This is a genomic window from Aquimarina algiphila, from assembly GCF_007489275.1.
Taxonomy (GTDB): Bacteria; Bacteroidota; Bacteroidia; order Flavobacteriales; family Flavobacteriaceae; genus Aquimarina; species Aquimarina algiphila.
The window spans coordinates 1-15,922 of the sequence record NZ_VLNR01000057.1; the positions used below are offsets into that span (position 1 = coordinate 1).

General features: G+C 32.2%; 9 protein-coding genes. All 9 read right to left on the reverse strand.

Translation table 11 applies throughout. The features are described 5' to 3' along the window. Nucleotides 1-394: 394 nt before the first annotated feature. A complete protein-coding gene (locus tag FOF46_RS22060; protein ID WP_143917947.1) occupies nucleotides 395-829 on the reverse strand; it encodes a lipocalin-like domain-containing protein in 435 nt (144 codons plus the stop codon). Between the two features lie 176 nt (nucleotides 830-1,005). Further along, nucleotides 1,006-1,734: a hypothetical protein gene (locus FOF46_RS22065; RefSeq protein WP_143917948.1), complete on the reverse strand. Its 729-nt coding sequence runs from the start codon at nucleotides 1,732-1,734 to the stop codon at nucleotides 1,006-1,008. A gap of 3 nt (nucleotides 1,735-1,737) precedes the next feature. Continuing rightward, a complete protein-coding gene (locus FOF46_RS32660) occupies nucleotides 1,738-3,708 on the reverse strand; it encodes a hypothetical protein (RefSeq protein ID WP_244299712.1) in 1,971 nt (656 codons plus the stop codon). A gap of 13 nt (nucleotides 3,709-3,721) precedes the next feature. Further along, on the reverse strand, nucleotides 3,722-4,165 hold the full coding sequence (locus FOF46_RS22075) for a hypothetical protein (protein WP_143917949.1): 444 nt from the start codon (nucleotides 4,163-4,165) through the stop codon (nucleotides 3,722-3,724). Next, nucleotides 4,166-8,317, reverse strand: coding sequence for a hypothetical protein (locus tag FOF46_RS22080; RefSeq protein WP_143917950.1), 4,152 nt, complete (start codon nucleotides 8,315-8,317; stop codon nucleotides 4,166-4,168). Between the two features lie 66 nt (nucleotides 8,318-8,383). Next, nucleotides 8,384-8,824 (reverse strand): hypothetical protein, encoded by a 441-nt coding sequence (locus FOF46_RS22085; protein ID WP_143917951.1) that lies wholly within the window; start codon nucleotides 8,822-8,824, stop codon nucleotides 8,384-8,386. A 6-nt stretch (nucleotides 8,825-8,830) separates the two neighbouring features. Then, the gene (locus FOF46_RS22090) at nucleotides 8,831-11,029 is read right to left on the reverse strand and encodes a fibronectin type III domain-containing protein (RefSeq protein ID WP_167571912.1); all 2,199 of its coding nucleotides are present in this window, start codon (nucleotides 11,027-11,029) and stop codon (nucleotides 8,831-8,833) included. Between the two features lie 48 nt (nucleotides 11,030-11,077). Continuing rightward, the gene (locus tag FOF46_RS22095; RefSeq protein WP_143917953.1) at nucleotides 11,078-12,427 is read right to left on the reverse strand and encodes a PKD domain-containing protein; all 1,350 of its coding nucleotides are present in this window, start codon (nucleotides 12,425-12,427) and stop codon (nucleotides 11,078-11,080) included. A 44-nt stretch (nucleotides 12,428-12,471) separates the two neighbouring features. Next, on the reverse strand, nucleotides 12,472-15,921 hold the full coding sequence (locus tag FOF46_RS22100; RefSeq protein ID WP_143917954.1) for a T9SS type A sorting domain-containing protein: 3,450 nt from the start codon (nucleotides 15,919-15,921) through the stop codon (nucleotides 12,472-12,474). Between the last annotated feature and the right edge of the window lies 1 nt (nucleotide 15,922).

The window sequence follows — 15,922 nt, forward strand, 5'->3', positions numbered from 1 at the left end:
GAAATGTGGCACAATTAGAACCGAAATTAACTCGACTCAATTTACATTGGCACAATTCGAACTGTAAAAAGTGGCACAGTTTGAACTGAAATTACTGGCACTATAGCTCCGAAATCAGTGGCACAAATCAAACCGAATTATCCACCTATAAATGAATCCTGTTTTTCTTTATTATATTACTAAAAACATTTCTTGTTTATTTCTATGAACAAGTCATGATATCAAAAGTATTTGATTCTATATATTTATTATAGAATCAATTTATATTCGCTTTGATTTCGTATATATTAGAACGATAAACTCTATCTCTCAAAAGTCAAAATAAAAAACCACTCTATTATAGAGTGGTTTTTTATTTTGACAGATACTTTATTAGTAACAAAAATCAATATGATTATTGTCTATCAAAAGACCTTTCTATAACGACATTTCCAGTCGAAGGATCTGTGTCTATTATTTCTAATTTGTCTGCTGCTACAGAAAAAGTAAATTGTGATTCAGTTGATGTAATTACTGCACCTTGGGCATCAAGAAACTCAATTTTATCCCCATTAGTTCTATAACTAGCAGAACTTTCTACTACAGGCAAACAATCTGTTCTATCCTGATTTGCTTCAAAATTTCTTTGACTAAAAGTATTATCAGTAAAAGTATATATTGTATTTTTCTCGCAATCCAGCAGATTAATTGGAGCACCATCAGTATCAGTTGCATTGGCTAATTTCCAAGCACCTACTATAGAGTTATTGATCTTATCATCATCGTCATTTTTACAAGAAGTAAATGCTATTGCTACAAGTAGGATACATAATAAAAAAGGCTTTTTCATATTTAATAAGGTTTTAAGTTTACGTATTTAATTAGTGGGTCAAAAGTAAAAAAAAAGAACGTCTTCTAATAGTATTTTATTGTATTCATTAAATATACTCCTATTGGTAATTTCTTTATGTTGATCTTTAAATTATAGTGTTCATTTATAATGTTTTATATAATAAAAATCAGAAATCAGGAATTACTCATATTATAAATAGGTTCTGTATTATCTAATACTTCTTTAAGTTCTTTTGAAGCTTTATAATATTGTTCAGCAACTTTTTCTTCAGGATATTCTTCAAAAATAATTTTTCTTTTGTTGTAAAAAGAATCCATAAATTCGTAATAAGATGGGTCATTACATAATTTAAGAATCGTAGCTTTTTTAAATTGATGAAGAGTTCCTAATAAATTACTCAAAAACTCCCTAGAAGAATCTTGTTGCATATATTCATTAAGAACAGGTAAACTATGCCAATGGTTAAAAAAAGGAAGTGCATCTTCATGAAAAAACTTCATAAAACTTTCTTTTATTTTCTCTAGTTCTTCTATTTTTTCTATTTGTACACCTTCGTTAGGAAGAATATTTCTGAAATTAGTTTCAACACTAAAAGAACTATAAACCTCCTGATAAGTAATCTCTGTTCCGAAAAGACCATTTTTAGACAGAATAGGATGAACTATTTTTTCTAATTCCGGGAAAGCGGTATGAAGCCAAAACCTATGAATAACAACAAAATTTTTAGCATCATTGTTCACTACTTTATAATCCTCTGTAATACTGTATCCAAACGTAAAAAAATGTTTATTATTTTTTTTTATAAATTCTCCTCCATGTTTATCAAAACTACCTTGAAAATCATTTATTTTTTGTTCTTCAAAAAGATTTAACAACTCCTTGTATACAACTTCTGAATTCATTATTTATTTAAAATTTAATTTATTCATATCTAAAACTTCTCCAAAACTATCATTTCCATCACTAATAATTTTAAATACATCTTCTCTATAAATTCTAATCTCAACTCCCTGAACAAAAGATTCATCAGGTAAATCAAACTTATTTAACTCTCCTTTAGTACTTCTTACTTCAAATTTAATATACTTTTTGTTAGGATTGTTTTTAAACACATCTATCAATTCACTTTTTTGGTTAGGTGTCCAAGGGGAACCTTTACTTAATTTACTATCATTAATCACAGCTCTAAAATAGTCTATTTCTAAAATTTCATCAAACTGCTTTGTAACAAATAAATCATCTGCAATAACTACTTTAGAAGTTCCTTTTATATATATCTGGGTTAGATGCTTATAGCCATTTTGAAATAAGGTTTTAAATGGTTCTTTTGTTTTTATTAGCCCTGTAATAAGTGCTTCGAAATCTTTTCCTTTTTTAGTTACCACCTTAAAGAAATTAGCTTTTGACCATTTTGTCCATAGAGATCCTCCATTTTTAGAAATTTCAAAAGCATAAGCTGGATTTTCCTTTAACAATTTCCATGCATCAATATCCTCTGCTGTTTTAAGCAAGCCTCTTAATTCTGATCCATTACTTGCTGAAAGTAAATCTTTATCCAGGAGTTTCCAATAATCACTTCCAATTTCATCTAGTTTATTTAATAAGTTAGCATCCGTCACATCATCTAGACTCCCAATCCAACCTTTTAAAGAAGCATACGAATCATCAATCTTATCTATTAACTTAACCCCAGTACTAGAGGTATTACCCACAACTTTTCTAACCTGATTAATCAATTCGTCTATAAGATCTAAATTAACTTTCGATGGTGTGCTCGCAAAATTAGCTCCAACAGGATCTGCTATAACGAAACGACCATCAGAACCAATTAAAAATTGTAAATCATCGATTGATACATTTTTATCAATCATCATTTGCTTTATAGCATTGAGATCATCGATACTCTTATCCGTAACTACTTTTAAGGCATCTGCATCGGCTATTATTTTAATCTCATCTCCAAAAACATCTACAATTTGTTCTGAACCCTTTGCATACTTTTTCATCACGATAGCGGGCGTCCCTATTTTTGTCGTTGGATTAATATGGACCGTTTTCTCAATGATTTCGACTACTGGAAACCCTCTATTTGATAATTGTTGAAGCGCTTCCACTTCACTATTAAGTACATTTACATTTTTACCTTCTCGTAAAAGAGCAATTACCTTATCATTATTACCGTCATCTATGATAAATACTTTTTTATTTGCTCCTGCTCCGCCACCTATTTCAGCTCCTAATTTTGCGTCTTTATATAAATCACCAGTAGTAGCCCAATTCACTTCCTCTAGGAAACCAACTCTGTTACCACTTTGTACGATATCAAGACCGTCATATTTCCCCACTTTTGTTCCATCAGGAATAATTTGTTTTTTTGATAGTTTACCGCCAACAATTCTACACACTAGATTACCATCTCCATCTGTTACATTTGCAAAAATTTGAGATCCTGACTTTTTTGCACTAATGATTACAGGTAAAGAAGTATCAAAAATTTCATCAGCCTTTTTAAGTCCTTCCAATACAGCATCTACATTAGATGTTTTAGCTATTTTAAAAAGTTCTGTTAAACCTTCATACCCTGTTTTATTAGCAAAAGTAAATCTATCACTCACTTTTGATAAGGTTTGTAAATGATCTAAATCAATTCTAACACCAGGAAAATCTTTCATCGATTTCCAGGACTTAAATGCTTGTTCTGGGAAATCATCAAAATATTTAAAAACCTCATCAGAATTTGCCCCAAGCAAATCAGATTTAAGTAACGCGGATAAACAATCATTACTTAAGCAATCCTCTGTAGAAGCATACGTATTTTCTAATCCAATTATTCCAATTAGACAAAATACTACTATTGATTTGATTAATCTTTTCATTTGTTTTATACTTTTAATGATCCAACATCACTTGCCAAATACCATGAACATACATAGATGCTGGTTGTCTTCCTCCACCATCTGTATAGTCAAATACAGTTGCAACAGTGATATCATTTATCTCCTTAATAATTACCTTTAATGTTTGGTGTTTTTCGATTCCCAAACTTACATAACCAGAAATTGGATCTTTAAACAGCTCTAAATCAAATATCTTAGAAAACAAAATGAGCACATCTTCATCAAAAGCCGTATTGTTTAATACAAAGTTTTCTGTATCAAAATTTCCAGTGAGATCGAGGGTAATTTCATTTTGTCCAATACTAAAACTGATCAATTGTTTACTAACCCAACCAATAGGGTTAGGAGCAATAAATCTTTCTTTAACTAACGCTTGATCTATCTTATCATCCTGATCATAATACGTATAAGAATTTATATTATTTAAGATTTTCATTTAATTACAATCTGGTAAATTAACGACTTGTTTGATTTTGTTAATAATATTATCTGCGCGAGCAGCAGAAGATGTATTATCTATTACCTTAACCCATTTACCACCTTTAAATTCCATGCGTTCTACGATTTTTATAATATTTCTATCTGCCAATTCTTTTAGAGACATCGATGATTTGACCTGATCTCCAAGTCCTGTTTTACCAAACCACGGCATCACTTCAGAAAATTCAAATTTAAGGTTTGGTGGTGGAGCTTGTACAAATTCAAATTTGATATAGTGAGTCCCTTCTCCAATATCATATTTCAGTGCTCTAGAATCGTATGTAAATGATAAATCTCCTATTTTTTCATTTCCATACACAGGGCTTGCAAATTCTCCACTTATATCCCCTGGACCTTGAAATCTATCATAAAATTTAGTTTCTTGAGCAATATCAGAACCAGTTTTGGCAATAACATCTCCCTTTGATCCATTAAAAGGAGGCCATCCCCCATTTAAATTATTAGAGGTCATCAAGTTCTCTAGCTTTGTCCAATCACTATTACTAAAATGTACCCAAGCCTCATCTCCTAATGTGGGGTTTTGAGCGAATTCATCAACTGAAGCTAAGAATTTTTCTTTTGTAACACCTCTTACAAAATCTGCTGTATTATCTACGGCATCAAAAGCCTTTTTCAATGCCAAGGCCTGATCATAAATCTTCTGATATTTTTGTCTGGCAGCGGAAGGAATATTGTTAAGTTTAATTCTTTGTCTTGCTAATAAATCTTTTACCTTCTTCAACTCCTCATTAAATTTTGCTGGAGTTTGTGCTTTTATATTTTTAAGTGATTCTATAAGCTTTGCTCCATTAAAATCTATCTTATGTCCTTTGAAAGATGGGATATCGCTTACAAACTTTGTAAGAGCACTTTTACTAGCCAAACTTATATTTTTGATACCACTTGTCGTTTTCTGAGCTATTTTAACAATACCTGGAACTGCTGCTGGTAATGTGGCTATTCCAAAAATCATGTTTGCAGTTTCTACACCCTCTACAAAATCATCTCCCATAGCTTCTTTTAAATCTTTTTCATTAACGGCAATAACAATGTCTGTTGCAGCAAAAACAATTTCGGCTCCTGCCAAAAACTTTGCTGCAAAAGCAACAGAAGTACCTCCAGAAGGTATAAAAGTGGCCGCAGAACCAGCTATAACAACTGCATCTAGAATAACTCTACCTAAAACTCCATTTTGTTGGGCATCTATATTATTGCTCATCCATGCCAAGTACATTGCAGGTACTACTATGACTGTGCCTTTTTTAAACTCAACCTCCCTAGTGATTTCTGTATCAGCAAGAAACTCGACAATTACAAAATCTAATGGTTTTAATTTATCAGTTTCAATTATTGTCTTACTATTTTTACCTTCATTCTGGATTGCTAGATTTACACTTACAGAAGCAGAATTAGAGGTAAGTACAATGTTAGAACTATATTCATAATCATTGAGACTATTTCCTACATTGTCTGTAAAGTTTCCATTACGCGCCATAGGGAAATATCGCTCTGTAGCATTGTCTATATCTATTTTTGGAATCTTACTCGTTTTGGCCGATAGATAATCTACTTCAGCCATCATATGGTCTTTTATATCATTTGACAATTCTTTGTTAGGATCACCATATGCTTTTTGCATAATTTTTGATAGTTGTAAAATGAAATTTGTTGCGTACCGATTATCTGTGTTCCAAATTTCTGTAATACTTGAACCTTTAAGGACTGTCCATATTTTGGAAAAAAGAGTATAATTATTATCTGTCCCTTTTAATGCATTAAGAATGGTTTCTGCATCTTCAAAATTATCATGGAGATTGTCAAAAATATAACCTATAAGACTTTCTGTATCATTTAAAAATATACTATCATCTCCTTTATCTAAAGCATATTGTAATAAATCTAATCTATCTTGTACTACACCAATACCATCTTCACTTAATAGTTTAGCATAATCAGAAATAAAAGAGCTCATTAAACTACTAGAACTTAACACTCCTTGATCTGTACATTTTTTTAAATATTCAAAATTCTTTACACCTGTATTAACATCACCATCATCATACGTAAGAAAATTATAAACAGTTTTTTTGTCTTCTTTTGAAGAAAGATTGTTAAAAATATTTACAACTAATTGTTCTTCGATATCTGTTAATGCCAGAACGCTTGCATCTTTATCAATTGCCCATTTAGCAAGCTCGATTCTTATATCTACCGCATTGTTTTTATCAAGAATTTTAGTTACTCCATCATAAAATATGTCAGAATATAAATTATAATCATTGTCATTAGAATTTTTAATTATTTTCTTGAAGTTTCCGAGAGGTTCATCACCAGCAATTAAAAAATCATAAATCGCCTTGTTATTTTCAGGAATATAATTAAACATTCTAAACGTTAAAGCCCTAACTATTTCTCTTTGTACAGGATCTAGATTTAGAAAGGTTGGTGTACTAAAGAAGGATATATCCAGCATTTTTTTAAACGCTTCCGGATCATCTCTAGTCGCAAACAATTCTCCTAAGCTGTCTCCAAATATCCTTAAATTTTCTTTAATATGATTTGAATTAACGTTTGAGGTAACAACATCTACAATTTTTAATAAATTACTGTAATCATTATTCGTTCCTTTCAAATAATTATGAAAATTGGCATCTACTTCATTTGGATTGAAAGATATAATTTTCTTCAATGTAGGAACTACATAATATGGTCTAATCGTTTCTCCTGCAGTCTTCTTAAAATACTCATACAAAACATCAACAAGAAACGCTCTTTCAGATTTCAAATAAGCACTGCTATTTTGGGTGCATATATACATAAGCTCTCCTAAAAACGAAGTATAGTTATCTCCATCAAAAGGATTAATGGATCTATCATCCATCTCCTCTATGAGCGTTAAAAAAAGTTTATTGTTATCTTCTTTAAAATCCGCAAACAAACTTTTATAATTAGCACTCTTTATATTATGTAAAAGATATAATACAACTGCCTCTTGTTTCTCTTTTATGGTTTCTTTAGCAATACTTCTAATTGCTTTTATTACTACCGAATATTCGACATCCTTTAATACGTTAGAACATAAGCGTCTGGTCGCATCAACAATTTCATCAATATTTTCGGTATTAACAGCTGCAATAAACTTAGCTTTTTGACTTTTTCCTTCTTCACTGCTCAGGCTACTGCATTTACTGTTATTAATCATTCCTTTGAGAATCTCTTCTAAAAATTGAGATTCTGGAAGATCTGCATCTGTTAGGTAATTATACCAGGCATTAATTCTTTTATGATTTTTATCACCACTCGTACTTGAAAGGTTTGCAAAATGAGCCTTAAGTAAATCCCCATCTATTTTTTTGACATCATCCCCAAGTAAGTAGTTTTTAAATGACCACCAGGAAATATTTGCTTTACTACCTTCTTTCCCTTTACCTCCTTTTAAGATAGCAAAATAATATCGTGATAATGCAATAGCCTTTGCCCCTCCTTTACTTAAAGTTTGTTGTATAAGAGCTTTTTTGTTTTTATCAGCTTCTCCATTTTTCTTAAAAAACTCCTTTAGCGTTTCATACGTTTTTCCTGCGGCTTCAGAATTATCTGTCTTTACCGGACTGTCAAATGCCTTTTTGTAATAATCCCTAAGTTCTGTTGTGGAAGAAGATGAAACTTTGTATTTATCTCTAAATGGAAAAAAAGGCGCCGCAATAGCTTTTTTTCGATTTGCTACCCCATAATAGATTACCGGTTTGCCAACATTTGTCAATTTTTCATTGACTTCAATAAGTTTTTGATTAAGTTCTTCTATTTTTAATGGAGTATTACTTACTCCAATATCGGTTAAATCTAATTGATTTTCTACATAACCAGAAAGGAGTGCTGGATTAAAGGTATCATCTCCTACAATATAAACATACCAATTTTTATCACTTTTATTATTTGCTTCGTTTTTTTTATTGTAGTCTATTAAGAACTCTAATTGATTGGAAATACCAACATTTACTTCTTCTATAGTTTTAAAATCAACCGTTTTAGCTGATGGTCCTTTATCGTTTGCAAAAACAATTGACTGTATACCCAAAAAGAATAATACCGTGCAAAAAAATCTAAGCATTGTTTTCGTATAGTATATAGACATAGTAAACTTTTTATATATCATAGTTTTCTAAAAATCTTAATTTTAAAATCTCCCTCCCCAATTTACCAACTTTATAAATTGACAGGTTTCAAGGTCTAAATATTGTAATTCAAAATACATTCCACTATCAGAAATCATCATTTCTGCATATTCCTTTCCTTCTGTTATTTTCATCCCCTTAAAAGCATCTAAAAAGCCTTGTTGAGGCTTTTCTTCAAGAACCTTTCCCAAAAAATTTTTCACTTTTTCCTTATGCGGATGAATAATCCAAACATCTCTTCCTTGTCTTGAATGTTCTTCATTTTTAATACCATGTATCATTTTATCTGATTTAAAATATGGTGCTTCTATCCAAGATTTCAAAGTATTATCTTCGTAATAGACTGCCGCATTTTTTGGATGTTTATGCTCAGAGTTCCTACCATAAATGATAAGTTTCAAATTATTTGGTAATGAATACTCTTTATTATTATGTATCTGCATAATCTACTATTGTTCCAGATAATTATATTTATACTTATCGATTAAGCCTTTTAGTGCTTTTTCTACAGATTCCATAAGAGTTTCTATCGTCTCAATTTCAGAATCTCCATCATCCTGAGATTTCTTTAAAATTTTAGGTAAATCAATGTCTGTTTCCAAAGCTTTAGTGATAAACTCTTTAATCGTTTCTTTATCCTCTTTATTTTCTGCAATAGCCTTAGAAAAGAAATAAAGATGAAACTTCTCCTGAACATCAAAAGCTTGAGTAAACTCTTCTGGAACATTGCTGATTTCAGCCTCTCCTTCGAATTCAAATTCAAACTCGCCATCTACATTATCTTCTTCTTGTGTTGTCGTATCAGATGAAGAAGCTCCTAAATTATAAATTTCTTCATATGCACTTAATAAATTTGATTCTTGTGATTTATTTTGTCTGTAATACTTTTCTATTGCCTTAATAATTAAATCAGAAATCTTATCCTTAACCTCATCCAGTTTATCGGCTATCTCTTCATTTAAAGCATCGATTTGATTTTGTATTTCTTCTTTTTCTTCTTCTGTTTCTGCTGCTGCCAAATCATCTTCAAGAGTACTTACCTGATCACTCAACTCTCTTACATCTGCTATCTCATCTGCTGGTAAATCTCCATTTATCTTATCCAATAAAGCATCAATATCTTCTCCAGTCAATTCTCCTTCTCTAATTTTATCTGCAACATCTTCTAACACATCCAAAATACTTTCAGTAAGATCTATAACCGCATCAATTTCATTCTGAATATCGTCTACCCCTCCCCAATTTTCATCATAATCAGTCACAACTACACCATCCATTAACTGGTAATCTGTATTAATGCGAATACCGTCAAAACTTACTTTAAGTCTGGTATCTTGCAAATACGGAACAACGATATATCCCCAACCAGAGAAAGATCCGTTTGCTCCTTCTACTTCTTTAACTTTTACTGGGAAATCCCCTGCAGTAAACACTTCATTTACCACTAGTTGTTCTAAAGGGTCTTGATTAGTAATTACAATCTCAGGGGTTATACCACAATTATAAGTAGATGTTTCATCAGAGGTAATTGTAGTTGTAAATTGATAAATTTGAGAATAGGTATATGGACCATTATCAAGACATTGCCCTCCTACTCTAAATTCATAAGTAGTACCTGGTTCGAGATTATAAATCGTAGTATTTTCATTTATAGTTCCATTTTCAAACCAAATTGCATTTTCTGTATCTTTTTTACGGTATTGCACATTATATCTTAAATGTTCTACACCTTGCCAAAGAATTTTTTCTGAAGTAGTGCTTTTAGCCTCTGCAAGAATATATTCTGGCTCTCCACAACTACCAGTATATGTAAAATAGTATATTTCACTATATCCATCATTTTTAAAAACCGAAGTTTCACTAATTCCATCACTAACCATTGCCCTTACGCGCCATCCATATGTCTTATCTGGTAAAAGTGGCGTCTCGCCTGGTCCATACAACAATGTCGTAGCAAAAGTATTCGTCTGATACAAGGGTCGGCTCGCTAAAAAAGCTGCCTGAGGATCCATCTGGTTATCCCAAATTTCTGCTAAAGTAAATTCATATTCTACATTAGTTGCGTTAAGATGGCGAGGAGTCCATTGAAAAATAATATTTTGAGGATCTCGCATTAATACTTGTTCTCCTCTATTAGGAATATTTAAAAAAGGCGGATCATTTAGTACCAAATAAACTGCAGTACAACTTTTTCGTGAAATTTGTTGTCCGGATTGTGCATCATATACTTCAAAACAAAAACGATATAATCCTTCTGGCAAAGGAATACTATATTGTTGTGGATTAATTCCTCTCAGGTTTTGAAGCTGAAAATAGGGTTGTAGATCAATATTACTAAGACGTAATGGCACTCCCCCATCTAAAAATATTGGATTTGCTCCAATAACAACATCGTTACTTTGGATAGATAGTCCTGCATTATTTTCTACATAGAATTTAAGATTAACCTGACGATTTGATTCTGTAATATCAGTCAATAATAAATTAAGTATTAACTTATCTGTAACAGAAGTACTATACTCTGATAGTTTTAAACTATATGGTGGTATTACTTGAGGAGTAACATTTACAGGAAAAACTTGCGCCTGTGCCACATAGGAAAACATTAAAACAACAAGTGCTATTATGCATCTATATTTTGTAAACATACATGATTTTTTTATCCTATTTATTATACTTAGATCCATAAAAATCAATTATTCTTTTTGGACTTTAATATCTACGGAGATGAAAGAGTTTTGTCCATCATTGACAAAGTTCTTAATCTTTATTGCTCCTTTTTTTCCTTCTTGAGTCTGAAAAAGAACAATTCTTGGCAATACACTATTATCAAAATCCTGAAGTCCACCTGGAGTTTCTTCTATCAGCAAGCTGCTTAATAAAGTATCATCTTGCATCGCATCAAATTGAGCAACCGATAATGAAGCAGAACAACCACATAGTTCTTGAGAATTTATAAAAATTGTACTCTTAGGATTTTGCAAAGCATCAAATGTTGTTCCTGACAACTCATCAGGGCTCACAAAACGATTACGTACAAATGTACTACTTAGTCCAAAAAACACAATATCAATACGTTCTGATATCGCCGTAGTAATTTCTTCTGCTGTGTACACTGTTCGATCCGCTATACTATAAAAACTACCTGTAGTATTAGAAGTATGCGCTGTGTTTATTCCTAACCTAATATCATTTAATTCTCTAAGGTTAGTGTTCGTGAAAAATGAAATCTCTTTACTAAGTGATTTTGTTTCTTTCCCGTTTAAAGCTGTCAAAGTAATGGTTTTTGATCCCGTTTGATTGAAAACAACCTCGGGGTTTTCATCATTGGATGTTAATACATTAGCTCCTTGAAATTCCCATTGATATGAGGTTGCACTTATTGACTTATTTTCAAACTGTATTCTTACGGGTATTTGAAGATCATCATCATCAAAAGCTATTTCAAAATCAAAATCAGGAACTAAAAATGGCGCTACTGTAATTGTTTTTTGTTGACTATATGTCTCCCTTCCATTACTTATCTCCAAAGTTATTTCATGATCACCTGGTTCTGTAAATACAACTTCACCTGGATTTTCACTAGAAGAATTTGCCGGAGTTCCTCCTTCGAATGTCCAAGAAAAACTGTCGGCTCCTGAAGAATTATTTTGAATACTAAATGTTGCTGGAGAAAAATTATCTACCAAATTTGTTACTTCAAAATCAATTAATACAGGATCATCTATTTGAATTTCTAATATCTTGGTATCCATTGACCCATCCTGATTACTAGCTGTTAATTCTATAGTATATGTTCCTTTTGCTTCATATTGTATCACTCCTGGATTACGGTTCACCGATCTTGATGGCACTCCTCCTTCAAAAGTCCATTCATAATCCTCTCCTCCTTCTGTTTTATTAAAGAACACTACTTGCACCGGAATTGAAAAATCATCATTAAACACATCAAATTCGAAATCTACAATGACAGGTACTGCCTCTTCTTTGGCACAGCCATAGAGAGTAAACACTAGTATCATTAATATAAATCTTATTTTATTCATCGTATAAAAGATCTCTTATATTAAGTGTAAAAAAATTGAAAAAATCATTCAAATACCAATTTACGTGTTTCTGATCCTTTCGGTGTTTCTAATAACATTAAATATACGCCCGTTGGTAATGCAAGAGAATAATCTAATAAAAAGTCTATATTATTCTTTTCTGTTCTTTCATCCATCGTTGCTCCCGATATAAGATTCACAATTTTTAATTTGATATTAGATTCCTCAGCTAGACTTATTTTTGTTTGAAAAGTTCCATTATTTGGGTTAGGGTACACTATAAATTCTTCTATAAATTCTCCTTGAGATGCAAATACTTCTGGGCTTTCTAATGCCGGTTGTACCAAAATTGTTTTTGTAAAATCCTCATAACAATCTAATTGAAACGATCTCAAATTAATATCATAAGCGCCTTCTTGTTCAAATTTAAGCACCAATTTCTCATCACTTTCAGAAACGATTTCAACTCCTTCTGGTATGGTCCACTCTACTTTTTCTCCCATAGGCTCACTTACATTGACTAATATCACCTCTTCCTTACTATAGGCCTGTGTAGTTAATAAAAAATCTGAATCAATTGGAACATCAAAGACTTCAACATCTATTTCTCCAATTCCAATACAGCCCAGACTACTGGTAATTGTAGCAATATATCTGCCTGATTCGGTAATCTCGACACTACTTTCTGAGCTTGTAAAACCATTTTCACTAGACCATGAATATACAGCACCAGAATCATCAATAGCAATATCTAGATTAAGTGATTGGTTACCACAAAGGGAACGCTTATCCTCCATATTTACTACAACTGGATCCGGATCAACAAGTGTTTCTTCATAAAAAGCTTTACACCCCTTCCTATCAATTACTTCTATTCTATATGTACCTGATGATAAACCATTAATAGAAGTTGATTCTGTTCCTGTATTCCATTTATAAGTATAAGGTGGATTACCTCCTGTAATATCTACTTCTATTCTACCGTCATCTCCTTCAAAACAAGTAGGTGAGACTGCTGTTGTTGCGGTTATTTCCAGCCCATTAGGCTGTTCTATCTTGATACTACCTTCTATTTGACATCCTTTACCATCGGTTACAAAAACTATATATGTACCCGCAATAAGGTTATCAATTGTCGCTGTTGTTTCGCCATTACTCCATTCATAAGTATATGGTGTTGTTCCTCCTACAACCAATGCTGTAGCTTGCGCATCGTCTCCATTTGCACAGGTAACAACAGAACTAGTAAATGAAATTCCTAATTTATCTGGTTGTGGCAAATATCTAGTACTATCAATTTCTTCTACAATTCTATACTCTCGCGAACCGTCAGTATCTGTAAATGACTCATATCTTCCTAAGACAATTCCATTACTATCTTCGATATTAAGTGCATATGTACCTACGCTTTGATAGGTTATAATACTATCATTCACAGGAATATCTTGCCATACACCCCCCACATTCTTTTTCCATCGATAGCAATACCTTCTAAATGGTGTTCTACATTGCCCTGTGGTATTACCACTTGTTTTATCAAAAGGAACTCCACCTGTTACTGTAGCAATTAATGCTCCATCCTGAAATTGATCTGGTATACCAAAAGGAGCATTAAAATCAACACCATCACTATATTCATTCTCTATATGACATGAAATAGGGTTATCAATATTAATAGTTACTTCTAGAGGATTAGGTTCTCCTAAATTATAATCCGCATTGATGAAGAAACAACCATTTTTATCTGTTGCAGAATCAAAATTAGCATCCCAAGCACTTAAACTATATATTCCTTTTCCAATAGAATGAAGTATTACCTCATATCCTTGATCACCTGGCAAAACATTTGTAATCGTTGTTGTTAAAAGTGTTCCTACAGCATCCCTCCATTCAAATCTATACGTATCATCACTTTCTGCAGTACCTCCAAAAATTCTTGCTCTTATTCTACCATCTTCAAATCCAAAAGCTCTTGGTTCATTAATTAGTGTTAACTCAAAATCAAGAGGCGCATCAGGTTCGTCTATTATTACAGTCTTTACAATTTCAGGACCGAGTTTAATTTCTCCTGCTACATCTATTTGTTCTTTTGCAACACATTTATTAGCATCCCGTATTTTTATTTCATAGGTATCTGCGGATAGTCCTGTTATCGTATGAGTAAATTGCGTTGAGAACGGTATCCATTGGGTATCATCGTTGTCATTCCAAGGTTCTCCCGGTTTTCGAATAATATATCTATACCCCCCTACTCCTCCTTCTGCTCTAAGATCTATAGTCCCATCACTTCCATTGATACACCAAACATCTACTTTATTTGCATCATCATTAGGTTCTCCAACAAATGCCACTGGGGAAGGTCTGTTAATATTAAAATCTCTAAAATGATCTACACCTTCGGTGTAATAATTACTACCATTATAGAATCCTAAAACGTCTACACGAAATCCAAAACCAACTGCACTTGCAGGAAGCCCTGAAATGGTATGTGTATTCCCAGGTCCAAATGAAGTAATATTATTATCATTTTTAACTACACTATTAGTTCTAAGATCAATGACAGAAAAGTTAACTTGATCTCTAGCAGGATCTAATGGCCTGTCAAAAGTTAAGGTAATTGCCCCATCTCCATTACCACTGTCGTCTATTGAGTCATAACATGTGACATCTTTAGTACTTATTCCAGTAATATGAGGTGCCGATTTCCTAACTTGATATCCTACTAGATTTGATGCTTCTTGACCACAGGATTGAATTCTAAAAAAAATCTCTCTTCCTATAACATCTTCTGTTAAAAAATCTTCTAAAACAACAGAAGCATTTGCAGTGTTTGCGATAGGTAATTCAAACCAATCATAAGTAGGAACATCACAAAATCGAATAGGTAAAATTCCACAAAGTACAGAAACTGTTCCTGTTTGAAAGCCATATTGCCAATTATATACACTATTATTAAAACCAGGAGAAGCTATAATGTTAATTGGATCTTCAAACCCAGCAATATTTGAAGCACCCGGTGCTCTAGCAATTGAAGGTAAAGATATAAGCTCAACTACAACACGACTACTAACAGAAACGTCACTACTATTAGAAGCAGAAACATTTAAAACTCTTGTACTACAAGGATTAAGAGGTACATTTCTATCATCTGTATCCTGTGCTACTCTTGCTCCATCACAAGTATCACCAAATACTTGATCCCTTGCATCGCTGGAAAAAACATATAGTTCTACCCTGTTTACAATTCCATTTAATGTAAAAGTTCTTTCAGCTGTACTAGACCCTTCAAATGCTTTAGGCTGGCCATTTGTTAAGTATAAGAAATCATCTGAACCTCCTCCTTGATAATATGCTCTAAGGCGTAATTCTTCTCCACATCGACGATCTCTATAATAAGAATCATATTCGTACTCATTAATTTTAATTATAGTCTGCTGTCCAAAAGACATTGAACAGAAGAATATTACAAATACTATGGTTAAAATCCTTTTCATA

Bases quoted from the DNA above. Each gene is read 5' to 3' on its own strand.
- FOF46_RS22060 (WP_143917947.1), bottom strand. From the start codon at position 829: ATGAAAAAGCCTTTTTTATTATGTATCCTACTTGTAGCAATAGCATTT.
- FOF46_RS22065 (WP_143917948.1), bottom strand. From the start codon at position 1,734: ATGAATTCAGAAGTTGTATACAAGGAGTTGTTAAATCTTTTTGAAGAA.
- FOF46_RS32660 (WP_244299712.1), bottom strand. From the start codon at position 3,708: ATGAAAAGATTAATCAAATCAATAGTAGTATTTTGTCTAATTGGAATA.
- FOF46_RS22075 (WP_143917949.1), bottom strand. From the start codon at position 4,165: ATGAAAATCTTAAATAATATAAATTCTTATACGTATTATGATCAGGAT.
- FOF46_RS22080 (WP_143917950.1), bottom strand. From the start codon at position 8,317: ATGCTTAGATTTTTTTGCACGGTATTATTCTTTTTGGGTATACAGTCA.
- FOF46_RS22085 (WP_143917951.1), bottom strand. From the start codon at position 8,824: ATGCAGATACATAATAATAAAGAGTATTCATTACCAAATAATTTGAAA.
- FOF46_RS22090 (WP_167571912.1), bottom strand. From the start codon at position 11,029: ATGTTTACAAAATATAGATGCATAATAGCACTTGTTGTTTTAATGTTT.
- FOF46_RS22095 (WP_143917953.1), bottom strand. From the start codon at position 12,427: ATGAATAAAATAAGATTTATATTAATGATACTAGTGTTTACTCTCTAT.
- FOF46_RS22100 (WP_143917954.1), bottom strand. From the start codon at position 15,921: ATGAAAAGGATTTTAACCATAGTATTTGTAATATTCTTCTGTTCAATG.